General features: G+C 64.1%; 13 protein-coding genes. 2 read left to right on the top strand and 11 right to left on the bottom strand.

Features of this window, described 5'->3' with window-relative positions; all coding sequences use genetic code 11:
* Positions 1 to 100: 100 nt before the first annotated feature.
* Positions 101 to 1,276 (bottom strand): multidrug effflux MFS transporter, encoded by a 1,176-nt coding sequence (locus MRX98_RS02695; protein ID WP_246902807.1) that lies wholly within the window; start codon positions 1,274 to 1,276, stop codon positions 101 to 103.
* A gap of 294 nt (positions 1,277 to 1,570) precedes the next feature.
* Here MRX98_RS02695 and MRX98_RS02690 point away from each other — a divergent pair, with 294 nt between their 5' ends.
* Positions 1,571 to 2,548 (top strand): ABC transporter substrate-binding protein, encoded by a 978-nt coding sequence (locus tag MRX98_RS02690; protein ID WP_246902805.1) that lies wholly within the window; start codon positions 1,571 to 1,573, stop codon positions 2,546 to 2,548.
* The gene (locus MRX98_RS02685; protein WP_246902804.1) at positions 2,523 to 4,478 is read left to right on the top strand and encodes a SpoIIE family protein phosphatase; all 1,956 of its coding nucleotides are present in this window, start codon (positions 2,523 to 2,525) and stop codon (positions 4,476 to 4,478) included. The genes MRX98_RS02690 and MRX98_RS02685 overlap by 26 nt, the downstream gene beginning before the upstream one ends.
* 28 nt (positions 4,479 to 4,506) lie before the next feature.
* Here the strand turns inward: MRX98_RS02685 and MRX98_RS02680 are convergent, their stop codons facing one another.
* The 10 genes from MRX98_RS02680 to MRX98_RS02635 all read right to left on the bottom strand — a co-directional run bounded on the left by MRX98_RS02680 (position 4,507) and on the right by MRX98_RS02635 (position 13,383).
* Positions 4,507 to 5,544 carry an elongator complex protein 3 gene (locus tag MRX98_RS02680; protein WP_246902802.1) on the bottom strand — a complete coding sequence of 346 codons (1,038 nt, stop codon included), beginning with the start codon at positions 5,542 to 5,544 and terminating at the stop codon, positions 4,507 to 4,509.
* The gene (gene rnc / locus MRX98_RS02675; RefSeq protein ID WP_246902800.1) at positions 5,541 to 6,263 is read right to left on the bottom strand and encodes a ribonuclease III; all 723 of its coding nucleotides are present in this window, start codon (positions 6,261 to 6,263) and stop codon (positions 5,541 to 5,543) included. Before rnc ends, MRX98_RS02680 begins: the two co-directional genes overlap by 4 nt.
* A 12-nt stretch (positions 6,264 to 6,275) precedes the next feature.
* Positions 6,276 to 7,181 carry a PHP domain-containing protein gene (locus tag MRX98_RS02670; RefSeq protein ID WP_281432177.1) on the bottom strand — a complete coding sequence of 302 codons (906 nt, stop codon included), beginning with the start codon at positions 7,179 to 7,181 and terminating at the stop codon, positions 6,276 to 6,278.
* Between the two features lie 25 nt (positions 7,182 to 7,206).
* Positions 7,207 to 7,569 (bottom strand): RNA polymerase-binding protein DksA, encoded by a 363-nt coding sequence (gene dksA, locus MRX98_RS02665; protein ID WP_246902796.1) that lies wholly within the window; start codon positions 7,567 to 7,569, stop codon positions 7,207 to 7,209.
* A gap of 115 nt (positions 7,570 to 7,684) precedes the next feature.
* Entirely contained in the window at positions 7,685 to 8,623 is a 939-nt protein-coding gene (fabD, locus tag MRX98_RS02660; protein WP_246902795.1) for an ACP S-malonyltransferase, read from the bottom strand.
* A gap of 71 nt (positions 8,624 to 8,694) precedes the next feature.
* Positions 8,695 to 10,020: a glutamyl-tRNA reductase gene (gene hemA, locus MRX98_RS02655; RefSeq protein ID WP_246902793.1), complete on the bottom strand. Its 1,326-nt coding sequence runs from the start codon at positions 10,018 to 10,020 to the stop codon at positions 8,695 to 8,697.
* A gap of 42 nt (positions 10,021 to 10,062) precedes the next feature.
* Positions 10,063 to 10,884: a c-type cytochrome biogenesis protein CcsB gene (gene ccsB / locus MRX98_RS02650; protein ID WP_246902791.1), complete on the bottom strand. Its 822-nt coding sequence runs from the start codon at positions 10,882 to 10,884 to the stop codon at positions 10,063 to 10,065.
* Positions 10,885 to 10,894: 10 nt separating this feature from the next.
* The gene (locus MRX98_RS02645) at positions 10,895 to 11,557 is read right to left on the bottom strand and encodes a precorrin-2 dehydrogenase/sirohydrochlorin ferrochelatase family protein (RefSeq protein WP_246902789.1); all 663 of its coding nucleotides are present in this window, start codon (positions 11,555 to 11,557) and stop codon (positions 10,895 to 10,897) included.
* Positions 11,554 to 12,345 (bottom strand): MBL fold metallo-hydrolase, encoded by a 792-nt coding sequence (locus tag MRX98_RS02640; protein WP_246902786.1) that lies wholly within the window; start codon positions 12,343 to 12,345, stop codon positions 11,554 to 11,556. The genes MRX98_RS02645 and MRX98_RS02640 overlap by 4 nt, the downstream gene beginning before the upstream one ends.
* 6 nt (positions 12,346 to 12,351) lie before the next feature.
* Positions 12,352 to 13,383 (bottom strand): DHH family phosphoesterase, encoded by a 1,032-nt coding sequence (locus MRX98_RS02635; protein ID WP_246902784.1) that lies wholly within the window; start codon positions 13,381 to 13,383, stop codon positions 12,352 to 12,354.
* Between the last annotated feature and the right edge of the window lie 142 nt (positions 13,384 to 13,525).

The raw sequence follows: 13,525 nt of genomic DNA, 5'->3' as shown, positions 1-13,525 counted from the left end.
ACGGCACCCCACTCCCGCACGACGCCCCGGGTGCCTGGATGTCGACCCACCCCGCTTTTTCTTCCACACGCCCCGCATGGCAACAGGACGCCTTCGTTGTTCAAGCGACAAAATACCGCTTGCCGTATTTGTGCCAGAACAAAAAGGCGGCGGTACCGCCGATGGCGCCCATTGAACTGAGCACCCTGATTTTGTCCGTCCATTGCAAAGAGATGAGGCCCATGCTGATGGCGCCGCAGGTCATGAAAGTAAAGATGATCAGGGCGGAGGCGGCGCCCACATCCCGGTCCACCTGGTCCAGGATCAGGTTGTTGCTCGGGGGGCGGCTCATGCCGAGGAAAAAGGTGATGCCCCACATGGGCAGGGCCAGGCGCCAAGGCGAATCGTATGGCCAGATCAACATCAACAGACTGGATATGGCGATCCCCGCAAAGGCGACGGTCAGCAGCGAGGCGGTGGACACCCTTCGGGAGAGCCGGGAGAAGGCCATCGGCCCGCACATGAAGGCAAAGGCGTTGAACCCGAAAAAAAGGCCGAATTGCCGCTCGTCCATGCCGAAACGGGTCATGTAGATGTCCGGCGAACCGGCGATGAAGGCGAAAAAGGGAAACACCAGCAAGGACATGGCCAGCAGCAGACCGGTGTACCGCCGGTTGCGGAACAGCCGGAAGTACACCCGTACCGCCTCCCGGGCCGACACGGCTTGGAATCGCTGCAAGGATTCGGTCATGCGAAAGACACCCACCCAGGCGATCATGCCCATGCCACCCTGGCATATGAACACCCAGCGCCAGCCGACATAGTGGATGACCCAGCCGCCGATGATGGGCGCCAGCATGGGCGCCAATGCCACAATGACCGCAATGTAGGACATTATGCGGGCCCGCTGCGCCGATTCGAACAAGTCCTTGCTGATGGCCAGAGCCAGGGCCGAAGCGGCCGCCGCCCCGGCGGCCTGTAACACCCGTGCTGCAATCAGCACGTGGATGTCGGGTGCCAGGGCGCACATCCCGCTGGCAGCGATGAAGATGCCGACGCCAACCAGCAACGGCCGACGCCGTCCGAAACGGTCGGACAACGGGCCGTACACCAGCATCATGACGCAGTAGCTGAGAAAAAAGCCGATCAGGGTAAAATTGACCACCACCAGTGGTACATCCCACAAGGCGCCTAGGTAAGGCAGCGCCGGCAGATACATGTCGGTGGAGAGTGCCGGAAAGGCCGTCAGCAGGGCCAGCAGCAGCAGGATGGGGCGAGGCGGGGGGGCGCTGTTCATAAGATTTGATCCGTCCGGGTGGCGGTTGTCGAAAAGCGACCGATAGCGGTTTTTTTTCGGAATGGCAAGAGCGCAGCTGCCGTGGCAGCGATTCCAATTGAATGTTTCCAATGGCCGTTGGATGTAAATTTGAGGGGCGAGCGGTTCATAGAAGGAGATAAAGTTTAGCGTGAAATGGCCGATGATAGGTGTTGAAAGGGTGCCGGAGATGGTGGTGGGTGTGCGAAGCGGCCATCATTTGTCGCTTTCATTGGTTTCTTGGGAGGTTGTGCGATTGTGAGCAGGTTGCGGGCGATGGTGCTGGTTGCGTTGCTTGGGGGCATGCTGTGCATTTTGGGGCAGGGTGTTTCGGTGGGGCGGGCCGAGGCGTTGAAGGCCTTTGATTTTTTGCCGCAGTGGTCTCCCCAGGCGCAGTTTGCCGGGTATTATGTTGCGGCGGCCAAGGGGTTTTACGCGCAGCGCGGGTTGGCGGTGACCGTTTTGCGCGGGGGACCGGAGCGGCCGTCGGGGGCTCAGTTGGCGGCGGGGATGGTGGATTTCGGTACTTTGTTTTTGACCGAGGGGCTGGTTTTGCGCGACCAGGGGATTCCGTTGGTCAATGTGGGGCAGTTGGTGCAGCGGTCGGCGTTGATGTTGGTGGCGCGCACGGAGAGCGGTATTCGTACGCCCGACGATCTGGCCGGCCGGCGGGTGAGCGTGTGGGATTCGTTTCAGGTGCAGCCACGGGCTTTTTTCCGCCGTCACGGGTTGGCGGTGCGCGTGGTGCCCCAGGGGTACACGGTGAACCTGTTTTTGATGGGTGGTGTGGATGCGGCTTCGGCCATGTGGTACAATGAGTACTTCACCATCCGCAATGCGGGTATCGATGCCGAGGAGTTGGTCACCTTTTTTCTGGCCGATTACGGGTTGAACTTTCCCGAGGACGGCATTTACTGCCGGGAGGAGACGTTGCGCCGGGATCCGGCGGGTGTGCGGGCTTTCGTGCAGGCGTCCCTCGATGGGTGGCGCTACGCCCTGGCGCATCCCGAGGAGGCGCTGGAGATCGTCATGGCGCAGGTGGAGGCGGCCAATTTGCCCACCAATCGGGGGCATCAGCGCTGGATGCTGGCGCGCATGGCCGATATCATTCGCCCCCCCGGGCACGACCGCCCCATGGGCGTGCTGGTCGAGTCCGATTTCCGTTTGGTGACGGAAGCGCTGCATCAAAGCGGCATGCTGCAAACCCTTCCCGGTTATTTGGAGTTCCATGACCCGCGACCTGCCAACCGCTAGGCGCCGGGGCCTGGCCTTTCGCCTGGCCCTGTTCATTTTGACCAGCACCACCCTGATTTATCTGGTGGCGTTCGGCTACAACTACTACTGCTCGCGGCAGGTGGTGATCAAGAATGTGCGTGCCACGGCGGCGCAATTGGCCCAGGCCGCCGTGCTGCGCATCGAGAGCAAGCTGCGGGCCGTGGAGGCGCCGCCGCGCATGGTGGCCGGTCATTTGCAGGCGCGGTCGCTGAGCAGCATTGCGCTGCTGACGCTGATGCACGACATGGTGGCCGGGTCGCCGGAGATTTACGGCGGGGCGGCGGCCTTCGAGCCCCATGGTTTCGATCCGGCGCACCGCTACTATGCCCCGTACTTTTTCCACACCGAGGAGGGCCGGGTGGGGTTCACCCGTCTGGGCGGCGCCTACGACTACTTCTTGCAGGATTGGTACCAGGTGCCGCGGGAGCTGGAGCGCCCGGTGTGGAGCGAGCCCTATTTCGATGATGGGGGCGGCGGCATTTTGATGGCCACCTATGCCCACCCGTTTTATGATCTGTCGGCGGGCGAGCGGGTGTTTCATGGGGTGGTCACGGCGGATATCTCTCTGGAAGACTTGGTGGCGGAGATCGGCGCCATTTCCATTTACGAAACAGGCTATGCTTTTGTCATCAGTCGCAATGGCGCTTTTCTGGCCCATCCGGACCGGGATTTGATCATGCGCCACAGCATTTTCAGCGTGGCGGAGGAGCGGGGCATCCCGGAACTGCGGGCTGTGGGCCGGGAGATGGCGCAGGGCCGTTCGGGGTTTGCCGCCGTCACCAGCGTCCACACGGGTCTGCGCTCGCTGTTGGCCTATGCGCCGGTGCCGGCCGCCGATTGGGCGGTGGGTGTGATGATTCCGGAAGAAGAGTTGCTGGCCGATATCCGTGGCCTCAACCACACTGTGCTGGCCATCGGCGCGCTGGGGTTCACGGTGCTGTTTCTGGTGGTGGTGGGCATCTCCCGCTCGATCACGCGTCCGCTGCACCGGCTGATGCGCACCACGACGGAGATCGCCCGGGGCAACCTGGATGCGGCCCTGCCGGCGGTGCGCACCGGCGACGAGGTGCAGTTGCTGACCCATTCGGTGGACGAGATGCGCCTGGCGCTCAAGGCCTATATCGCCGATCTGACGGAGACCACCAAGGCCAAGGAACGCATCGAAAGCGAGCTGAAGATCGCCCGCGCCATCCAGATGAGTTTTTTGCCCAAGCATTTTCCGCCTTTTGCCGATCAGGCGGCCTTCGATCTGTTCGCCGCGCTGGAACCGGCCAAGGCGGTGGGCGGTGATCTGTACGACTTCTTCATGCTGGCCGATGGTCGTCTGTTCTTCTCCGTGGGCGATGTGTCGGACAAGGGGGTGCCCGCGGCGCTGTTCATGGCGGTGAGCAAAACCCTGATGAAGGGCATCGCCGAATTGGCGGCGTCGCCGGCGGAAATCCTGGCCCGTGTCAACGCCGAACTGTGCCCGGGCAATGATTCGGCCATGTTCGTCACCGTGTTCTGCGGCATCCTGGACCTAACCACGGGCGAGCTGGTTTACTCCAACGCCGGCCACAACCCACCGGTGCTGCTGCGTGCCGGCGGCACCCCGGAGATGTTGTCCCTGCCGCCGGGGATGGTGTTGGGGGTGATGGAAGATGCCGCTTTCGCCGACAGCACCGTGCGGTTGCAAGCGGGGGATCTGCTGCTGCTGTACACCGACGGGGTCACCGAGGCCATGGACGATGCCGGCCGCCTCTTTTCCGATGAGCGGCTGCTGGACGAGATGGGCGCCATGCCGTCACGGGCACCGCAACCGGTGGTGGAGCGACTGTTCGCCGCCGTCCACGCCCACGCCGCCGACGCACCGCAGTCGGATGATATCACCGTGCTGGCCATGCAGTACAAAGGGCCGGCCGGCGTGTAAGCGGTACCTACGCTTTTTTCCGCCTTTTCTACAATTTCGTGCAAATCACCCCGTTGATCGTCACTTGATCCGGCGCCAGGGCGTCATCGCCGCGCACGGTTATGCCGGTGAGCTGGTGGCGGTTGATGAGCGCGAGGATGTTGGCGTCATGGGCGCCTTTGATCTGGGAAAGGTAACGGGAGGGCGCGTCGATACGGATTTCGGTGCCTTGCAATGCTTCCCGCTCCAGGTGGCGGTCCATGGCGTCCAGCCAGACGGCCGATTGCACCAGCTCGCCGAAGGCGGGGTGGAAGGGGCCGGCCACGATCCGGTCGCCGCTGGTCAAATGGGAAGTGGCTTGCAGGCCCATCCGGATGACGGGGATGTGGTGACGGGCGAAGATTTGGAAAAGGGAAGCGGTCAGGGTCACGGCTTCGTCCAGCTTCAGGGGAGTGTAGCGGCCGTGGAAATGTTGGCGCGCCAGGCGGCTGCCCCGGAGCACCAGGGTGGGGTAGATGCGGGCGAAGTCCGGCGCCAGGGAAACGAGTTGGCGGGCCGTGGCGCGGGCGGTGGCCGGGGTGTCCGCGGGCAACCCCACCATCATCTGCACCCCCAGGCGGTAGGGCGAAGCGTGCAGCAGGGTGACGGCGCGGACGGTGTCCGCGGCCGTGTGGCCGCGGTCGGCGGCGGCCAGAACGGTGTCGTTCATGGATTGCACCCCCAGTTCCACCGTGCTGACCGGAAAGGGGGCCAGCCACCCCAGGCGCTGCGGGTCGATGGTGTCCGGGCGGGTGGAAAAGCGGATGCCGTGGGCCCGCCCCCGGCGCACGAAATGTGCCGCGGTGGCCAACAGCAACTGCACTTGTTCCCGGGGCAGGCCCAGCAGGTTGCCGCCGTAAAAGGCGATTTCCGTTGGGCGCCGGTCATCGCGCCGGTAGGCCAGGAATTCCTCGATGGCGGCTTTCACGGCCGCTGCCGTGGGCGTTTGGGCCTCCCGGCCGGTGGTGTTGTGCTGGTTGCAAAAGACGCAACGATGGGGGCAGCCGGCGTGGGGGATGAAGACCGGCACCACGAAGGGTTTGGTCACTGATCGGCGGGGCGGCTGCATGGGTTGGCGGCCAATCGCGCCAGGGCCTGGCGCGCGGCGTCCTGTTCGGCCAGTTTTTTGCTTTTGCCGCTGCCGACGGCTTGGCATCGGCCCACGGTCACTTGGACGGAAAAGGTTTTGTCGTGGTCCGGGCCGCTCTCCGCCACCACTTGATATTGGGGCACTTCACGGGTGCGGCCCTGGATGGCCTCTTGCAGGCGGCTTTTGTAATCCTGGCCCGCGGTCAGATCCAGGGCGTCGGCGACGAGGTGTCTGAAATGGTGTTGGATCATGGCGAAGGCGGCCTGAAAACCGCCGTCCAGGTAGACGGCCGCGATCACCGCTTCCAGGGCGTTGGCCAGGATGGAGCTTTTGCTGAAGCCCTGGGAGAGGATTTCCCCCTTGCCCAGTTGCAGGAAACGGCCCAGGTCGATGGTGCGGGCGATGTCGGCCAACTGGGATTCGTTGACCATGTGGGACCGGATGCGCGACAGGTCCCCTTCGCGCAGCTCCGGGTAGGCGTTCATCAACAGGTGGCCGATGACCAGGTTGAGCACCGCATCGCCCAGAAACTCCAGCCGCTCGTTGTCGCGCAGGGAGGGCTCGAACTGTTCGTTGACAAAGGAGCTGTGGCGCAGCGATTCCTGGAGCAGGTCCGGGTCTTTGAAGCGATGGCCCAGTTGGGTTTGCAGCAGATCGTATGTGGCGGGTGGTGCCATGGCGTTTCCGCGTCAATGGTCGGAGGCCGGCGGTGGGCCGCCGGGAAGCTCCGGATTGCCGGTGATCAGCCCCTGGGGGCCGACATGCGCGATCAGCGTTTCGAAAAGGGCCATCGGAATGTGCATCCCTCCCCGGCCGCGCCCCATTTGGATGTCGGGGGTCAGCTCGCCGTGGAAATCGGTACCGCCGGTGACCAGCAGGTCGAAGCGGCGGGCCATTTCCAGGTAGAGCGCCACGGCTTCGGGCGGGTGTTCGGGATAGTGCACTTCGATGCCCGTCAGTCCCAGGTCGCACAGGGCGCGCAGCAAGGGCGTCAGGGTGTCGTCCCGGTCGCCCCCCGGCACGAGGTAGGGGTGGGCCAGCACCGCCACCCCGCCGGCCTGGCGGATGCACTGGATGGCCCGATCGCAGGGCACGCGGTATTTGTCCACGTAGCCGGGGCGGCCCCGGGAGAGCAGCCGGTCGAAGGCCTCGTCCACATTGGCGACCAAGCCCATGCGGATCAGGGCCTGGGCCACATGGGGGCGGCCTGGGCTGCCGGTGCCGGCGTGGGCCATTACCTGGTCCATGGATACAGGGATGCCGGCGGCGTTGAGCTGCTTCACGATTCGCGGGATGCGCTGGTCCCGCGCCGCCTGCAGTTCCAGAAGGGCGGCTTGCAAGGGGCCGTCGCCCACGTTCACACCGTAGCCGAGAATGTGCAGACTGCCGCCCACCTTGAAACCGTCGGGTGCCCGGGTGCTGATTTCAACGCCGGTCAGCAGGCGTGGTCGGCGCGCAATGGGGCCGTTGAGCAGATCGTGGATCCCCTGGAGGGTGTCGTGGTCCGTTATGGCGATGGCCTCCAGACCCATGTCGGAGGCCATGCGCATAAGTTGCCCCGGCGTGCAGCTGCCGTCCGAGGCCGTTGAGTGCAAATGGAGATCGATGCCCCCTTGAAGTTTAGAGTCCAAGGGCTTTTTCAAAGGCCTCCTCTTTGGTCTTGCATTCGATGCACTGAGTGGTGACCGGCCGTGCCTTGAGCCGTTCGATGGTAATTTCCTCGCCGCACGATTCGCAAATGCCGAAGGTGCCGTTTTCGATCCGCTCCAGCGCCTTTTTGATTTTCTTGATCAGCTTATGCTCCCGGTCCCGGATGCGCAGCATGAAATTGCGGTCCGATTCCAGTGTGGCGCGGTCGGTGGGGTCGGGGAAATTTTCCTTTTGCTCGGTCATGTCCGAAACGGTGTCGTCGGCCTGGCTGAGCAGCTCCTGGAGTCGGTTGCGCAGAAGATCTTCGAAAAATTTGATATCTTTCTTTTTCATGGGCAACTCTCTTTGAGCACAGGTTTAAGGCAAACCATTCAACAAAAAAAGATTAATCGTTACCACAATAGCACAGTCCATGTAAAGCGACAATGCGGCCCGGGCGGCGGGTGTATCAAATCTCCGCCTGGAGGAATTTCTCGGCCGTTTTCAGGTCGGACACGTTGTAGACGCGGGCGCCGTGGCCTGCCGGCAGGATCTTTTTGAGCAGGCCGGCCAGTACCCGGCCGGGCCCGATTTCCACATACACCTCGATGCCGGCCGCGGCCATGCGGTTGACCGAATCGTACCAGCGCACCGGGCTGCACAACTGGCGGGCCATCAGGGTGCGGATCTGCCGCGGGTCGTCGGTGGTGTCGGCGGTGACGTTGTGAATCACCGGGCAGCGGGGCGCGGCAAAGGGGATTTCGTCCAGGAAGGCGGCGAACTCGGCTTCGGCGCCCTGGATCAATGGGCTGTGCCAGGCGCCGCTGACTTGCAGCGGGATGGCCCGGGCGCCCTGTTCGGCGGCTTCGGCGCCGGCGGCTTGCACCGCTTCAGGGGCGCCGGTGATGACGATCTGCTCGGCGCTGTTGTGGTTGGCCACGGCCACCACGGCATTCTCGGCGTGCCGCGAGACGATGGCGTTGACCTGGTCGATGGTCAGTCCCACGACGGCGCTCATGGCGCCCGAGTGTTGGGTGGCTTCGCGGTGCATCAACGCGCCCCGTTTGTGGACCAGCTTGATGCAGTCCGCGGCGGAGATCACGCCGGCGGCGTACAGCGCGCTGTACTCCCCGAGACTGTGGCCGGCGCACAGCGCGGGGCGCAGATCGGCCTTTTCCAGCAGCGCCAGGCAGGCCAGGTTGACGGCGGTGATGGCCGGTTGCAGGTTGACGGTCTCGGTGAGGGTCTCCATGGGGCCTTCGAAGCAAAGCTGGGTGACGGGCAGGCCGGTGGCCGCGTCGGCGGTGGCGAAAACGGCCTTGGCTTCTTCGTGGGCCTCGTAAAGATCACGGCCCATGCCCACCTTCTGGGATCCCTGGCCTGGAAAGAGAAAGGCGATTTTTTTCACGGTGCACTCCTTGTCGCGGTGAGTCGGTGGTTCAGTGGTTCGATGGTTCGGCGATGTGATCGGCAGGTCGTTTACGGTTCCGACGGTTCGGTCGGCCGATCCGGGTCCTGGTTCGCGCGCTGTTCCATCTGCTCATCCAACTTGAACAGACGCCGCGCCACTTCAAGGTAGACGGCCCGGTCCCCGTGGCAGCCGTTGCCCTTGAGGAAGCGGGTGGGATCGTGCAGGATCTTCTTGACCATGGCTTCGCTCATGCGGCTGATGGCCTGCTGGTCCTCGGCAGACAGGTGGGGCAGGTGCCCCAGGGTTTTCTGCAACTCGGCGGCGGCCACCTCGCGCAGCTTGGCGTTCAAGGCCTTGATGGTGGGGACCACCCCCTGGCTGTCGTACCAGCGGCGGAACTGCACCACCGCTTCGTCGACGATGCGATCCGCCTTGACCGCTTCGCGGCGGCGGTCCTCGATATTGTCGTCCACCACCTCTTGCAGATCGTCGATGTCGTAAACATAGGCATTGTTGACTTGGTTGACCAGGGGATCGATATCCCGCGGCACGGCGATGTCGATGAAGAAGAGCGGGCGGTTGCGGCGGTGGCGCATGATCCCTTTCACATCGGCCTGCCGGATCACATAGCCCGGGGCGCCGGTGGAGGTGATGATGATGTCCACCTTGCCCAGGTGCGCGCCGATCTCCTCGAAGCGAATGGGAGTACCCTGGTATTTGGCCGCCAGGGCCACGCCCCGCTCGAAGGTGCGGTTGGCCACATAGACGCGGCCGGTGCGGTGGCGAACCAGGTGGTCCACGGCCAGTTCGGCCATTTCGCCGGCACCGATGAGCAGCACCTGCTTGCCTTCCAGGCGGCCGAAAATCTTGCGTCCCAGTTCGATGGCCGCGTAGCTGATGGAGACGGCGTGGTCGCCGATGCCGGTTTCGCTGCGGATGCGCTTGGCCACGAAAAAGGTGCGGTGCAGCAGGCGGTTGAGGATCACGCCCGCGCTTTTTTGTTCGGTGGCCAGGCGGTAGGCCCCCTTGACCTGCCCCAGGATCTGGGGTTCGCCCAGTACCATGGAGTCGAGGCTGGCGGCCACGCGGAACAGGTGGCGCACCGCCGCTTCGCCCCGGTGCAGGTAAAGGGAGGATTCGAAGACCGCCAAGGGCACCTGCTTGGTGGTGGACAGAAAGCGCTTGGCGGCGGCGATGGCCGCGTCGGGCCGGTGGGCGCTGAGCAGCACTTCCACCCGGTTGCAGGTGGAGAAGATCATCGCTTCGTCGATGGCCGGATCATCCCGCAGCATGCCCAGGCCGGCGCGCGTGTCCGGCTCGTCGAAGGCCAGGCACTCCCGGATTTCGATGGGGGCGGATTTATGATTCAAGCCGATCAGGATGATCCTGTCCATGGTGCTCCAACACTTTGTCCGCGGGGGAGGATCGGCGGCGTTTCACCACTGGGTGAACTGGCCGTGATGCCCTTTGAGCAGAAAATTGACGCCCAGGAAGGCGAACAACAACACGCCCACCCCCGCTATGGCCATGATGGCGGTGCGGCGGCCGCGCCACCCCACCGCCAACCGTTCGTGCAGCAGAACCGCGTAAAAGATCCAGACCACCGCCGACCACGCCTCCTTGGGGTCCCAGGCCCAGAAGCGGCCCCAAACGGCCTTGGCGTAAACCATGCCGGTGATCAGGCCGATGGTGAGCATGGTAAAACCGAACACAATACACGCATATCCGGTGGTGTCAAGCATATCGAGAGAGGGCAGCCGTTTGAAAAAAAAACCGCGGGTTTTGGCTTTGATGTTGCGTTCCTGCAGCAGGTAGAGCACCCCCGTGCCGGCGGCCAGGATGAAGGCCGCATAGCCCAGGAAAATGGTGACGATGTGGGTGGTGAGCCACACCCCCTGGAGCAGGTTCTCCGGTTGGGTCGGCGTGCGCGGGAACTGGAATGCGGCCAGGAGAATGAAAACGGTCAGCGGCGCCACGTAGGCGCCCAGGATTTTCAAGTGGAACTTGAGGCCCAGCAGCAGGTAGGCGCCGGCGATGGACCAAGCCGTCACGGAGAGGGTCTCGTGCAGGTTGCCCGCCGGAAAGTGGCCCGTGGCGGCGAATGCCCAGCCGATGGCCAGGGTGTGGGCGGTGAAGCCCGTCACCAGCAGGAGGTTGCCCGCTTGCTGCAACGGGTTGCGTTGCAAAAAGAGGTAGGCGCAATAGGCGGCCGCGCTGAGCATGTAAATCAGCAGGGCCGCGACGAAGGCAGTCTGCATGGCGGCGTCCTTACCGTGTTCTTAAGGTTTCGAGGCTGACATCCGGGCCGACCACCTCGGCCAAAAGCGCGTTGATGGTCGCCCGGTCGTCGCGTCGGATCAACTCCAGCAGCCCCTTGGCGATCAGCCGTTCGAAGATCGGCTTGTGCTCTTCAGGGGCGTGGGCCTGCTGGAGCAGGTGTTTGCGCACGGCGCCCATCAGTTTGAGCAGGTGGGCGTATTCCGGTCCGAATTGCCGTTGCATCTGGCGCCGCAGGTATTTGGCGAAGGCCGGGCTCTGGCCGCCGGTGGAGATGGCGATCATCAGATCGCCCTGCTGCACGATGGAGGGCAGCACGAAATTGCACAGCTTGGGCTGGTCGGCGATGTTGCACAGCCGGCCGTCTTTTTCGGCGTCGGCGTGGATGCGGCGGTTGAGGGCCTCCTGGTCGGTGGCGCCGATGACCAGGAAGGCGCCCGCCTGATCGCCGCTTTCATAGTTGCGGGCATGCCATTGAATGGTGCCCGCGCGGGCCAGTTCGGTCAGCTCCTCGCCGGCTTCCGGGCTGACCAGGGTCACCCGCGCGCCGCACAGCAGCAGGGTCGTTACCTTGCGGGTGCCCACTTGGCCGCCGCCCACCACCAGGCAGGCGCGGTTGCGGATGTCCAGGCAAACAGGATAATAACGCATCATTTCGACTTTCCCCCGTCGGGTTGATCCAGTGTGAACCGCATCAGGTCCGTCGCCGCGACCACGGGCCCTTTATACGTGGCGGCGGCTTGTTTGACAATATCCACCGCATCGCAGGAGGGGTACAGGTGGGTGAGCACCAGGCGTTTGGCCCCGGCCCGGGCGGCCATGCGGCCGGCCAGGGAGGGGGTCAGGTGGCCGGCCGTTTTCAGGTCGTCCGGCTTGGATGCTTCGCATATGAACAGATCGGCGCCGCGGGCCGCGGCCACCAGTCCGTCGCACACGTCGCTGTCGCCGGAACAGGCCACGGTGCGCCCGCCGGCATCGGCGATGCGGTAAGCCAGGCTTTCCGGGCGGTGGTCCACCGGAAAGGCGCTCAGGGTGAAGTCGGCGAAGGCCTGGGCGGCACCCGCCGGGTCGTCGATCTCCCGCATCTGCAACAGATCGTCGGGCAGGACGATCCAATGGCCGTACACGGCCTGCAAGCCGCTGAAAAAGGCCTTCAACCCGGGACCGCCCAGCACGGTCAGGGGGCGCGTGCGGGGCGGCGCCTCGGCGTATCGGGTGGCGAAGAGCAAGGGCACCAGCTCAGCGGTGTGATCCGGGTGAAAGTGGGTGATGGCGATATGGGTCAGATCGCCGATGGCGTGGCCGGCCTCCAGCAGTCGGCGCATGGTGCCGGGGCCGATGTCCAGCAAAAGGTTGGACCGGTCGGTGCTCACCAGTACCGCGGCGGCACTGCGATCCAGACGCGGGGTGCAGGTGCCCGATCCCAGGATGGTGATCCGCATGGCGCCTCACCCCTGCTCCGGGGCGTTTGCCGGCGGATCCGTCTTGGCGCTCTTGCCGGGCCCTTTTTCGATGATTTGCGCGATCCAGCGGGCCAGCTCGCCATGGTCCCTGGTGTCGACGACCCCTTCCAGGGCCTCCAGGCCGATCTCGGCGCGGGCGGCGCTTTTGTGCCCGCCGGCCGAACCCCAGCGGCCGAAACGGCCTTTGGCCAGGCGGCCCGCGTCCTTGCGGATGCCGTCGTTGCGAAAGATGATGGTCAGCTTGCGCTGGTACACCCCCGATACGATGCTCCAGTTGACCGTGTCGATGCGCATCAGGAAATCGGCCACCTGCACCGAGGCGTCGGGGTGGGTGACCGGTCCCAGGTGGACGAAGGCGCGCCCCTTGCGGATGCGCAGCCCGTCCAGGGCCATTTTGAAGAACTTGAGGAAATCGCGCCGGATTTCGGCCGTCTCGATGCGTCGCGCCAGGGCGATGTTGGCGTGGCGGAAGACGAACTGGAACGCATTGAGGTCTTCCATGCGGGTGTGGCGCTCGAAATTGGCCGTGTCGGTTTTGATGGCATAGTAGAGGGCCGTGGCCAGCTTTGTGGACGGTTTGATGCCCGCGGCGCGCAAATACTCCACCAGTATGGAGGCGGTGGCGCCGTAGGTGGGACGGATGTCGCTCACCGGCGCCTTGGCGGATTCACCGGTGGGGTGGTGATCGATGATGATGTCGGGTTGCAGCGCTTTCAAGACGGGATGGTGGTCCGGCTGGGCGTCCACCAGCACGATGCGCGAAAATGCCCGGGGATCGACCTTCTCGAAGGGCACCAGGGCCACGCCGACCAGTCGGATCAAGACCAGGTTGTCGGCCCGCCGGATCTCGTTGACGTGGGCGATGGTGACCCCGGCCACCTTGCGCCACAATAGACGCTTGATCGCCATGGCGCAGGCAATGGCGTCAGGGTCGGCGACAATGGGCAGCAGCACGTGGTCATCGCCCTTGAAACGGGCATGAAAGCGGCGCAAGCGTTCTTTGGTCGAAATGGTCATGGGGGGAGTTTATCAAAAAAAACGGGGGGGTTCCAGTAATTATGACCACCACATTGACACCCGCCGTACCCTCCTTCTATAGTGGGCCTGCCATCACGCCCTTGAGAGGCATCGCCACAAACCGCAACAGAGGGTTTTCCAC

Source organism: Desulfatitalea alkaliphila (assembly GCF_022968795.1).
GTDB classification, from domain to species: Bacteria; Desulfobacterota; Desulfobacteria; order Desulfobacterales; family Desulfosarcinaceae; genus Desulfatitalea; species Desulfatitalea alkaliphila.
Note: the sequence above shows the minus strand (reverse complement) of the source record. Positions and strands in the feature narration are given on the sequence as shown.

Bases quoted from the DNA above. Each gene is read 5' to 3' on its own strand.
- MRX98_RS02640 (WP_246902786.1), bottom strand. From the start codon at position 12,345: ATGCGGATCACCATCCTGGGATCGGGCACCTGCACCCCGCGTCTGGAT.
- MRX98_RS02690 (WP_246902805.1), top strand. From the start codon at position 1,571: ATGGTGCTGGTTGCGTTGCTTGGGGGCATGCTGTGCATTTTGGGGCAG.
- dksA (WP_246902796.1), bottom strand. From the start codon at position 7,569: ATGAAAAAGAAAGATATCAAATTTTTCGAAGATCTTCTGCGCAACCGA.
- MRX98_RS02695 (WP_246902807.1), bottom strand. From the start codon at position 1,276: ATGAACAGCGCCCCCCCGCCTCGCCCCATCCTGCTGCTGCTGGCCCTG.
- MRX98_RS02635 (WP_246902784.1), bottom strand. From the start codon at position 13,383: ATGACCATTTCGACCAAAGAACGCTTGCGCCGCTTTCATGCCCGTTTC.
- hemA (WP_246902793.1), bottom strand. From the start codon at position 10,020: ATGGACAGGATCATCCTGATCGGCTTGAATCATAAATCCGCCCCCATC.
- MRX98_RS02685 (WP_246902804.1), top strand. From the start codon at position 2,523: ATGACCCGCGACCTGCCAACCGCTAGGCGCCGGGGCCTGGCCTTTCGC.
- ccsB (WP_246902791.1), bottom strand. From the start codon at position 10,884: ATGCAGACTGCCTTCGTCGCGGCCCTGCTGATTTACATGCTCAGCGCG.
- MRX98_RS02645 (WP_246902789.1), bottom strand. From the start codon at position 11,557: ATGATGCGTTATTATCCTGTTTGCCTGGACATCCGCAACCGCGCCTGC.
- rnc (WP_246902800.1), bottom strand. From the start codon at position 6,263: ATGGCACCACCCGCCACATACGATCTGCTGCAAACCCAACTGGGCCAT.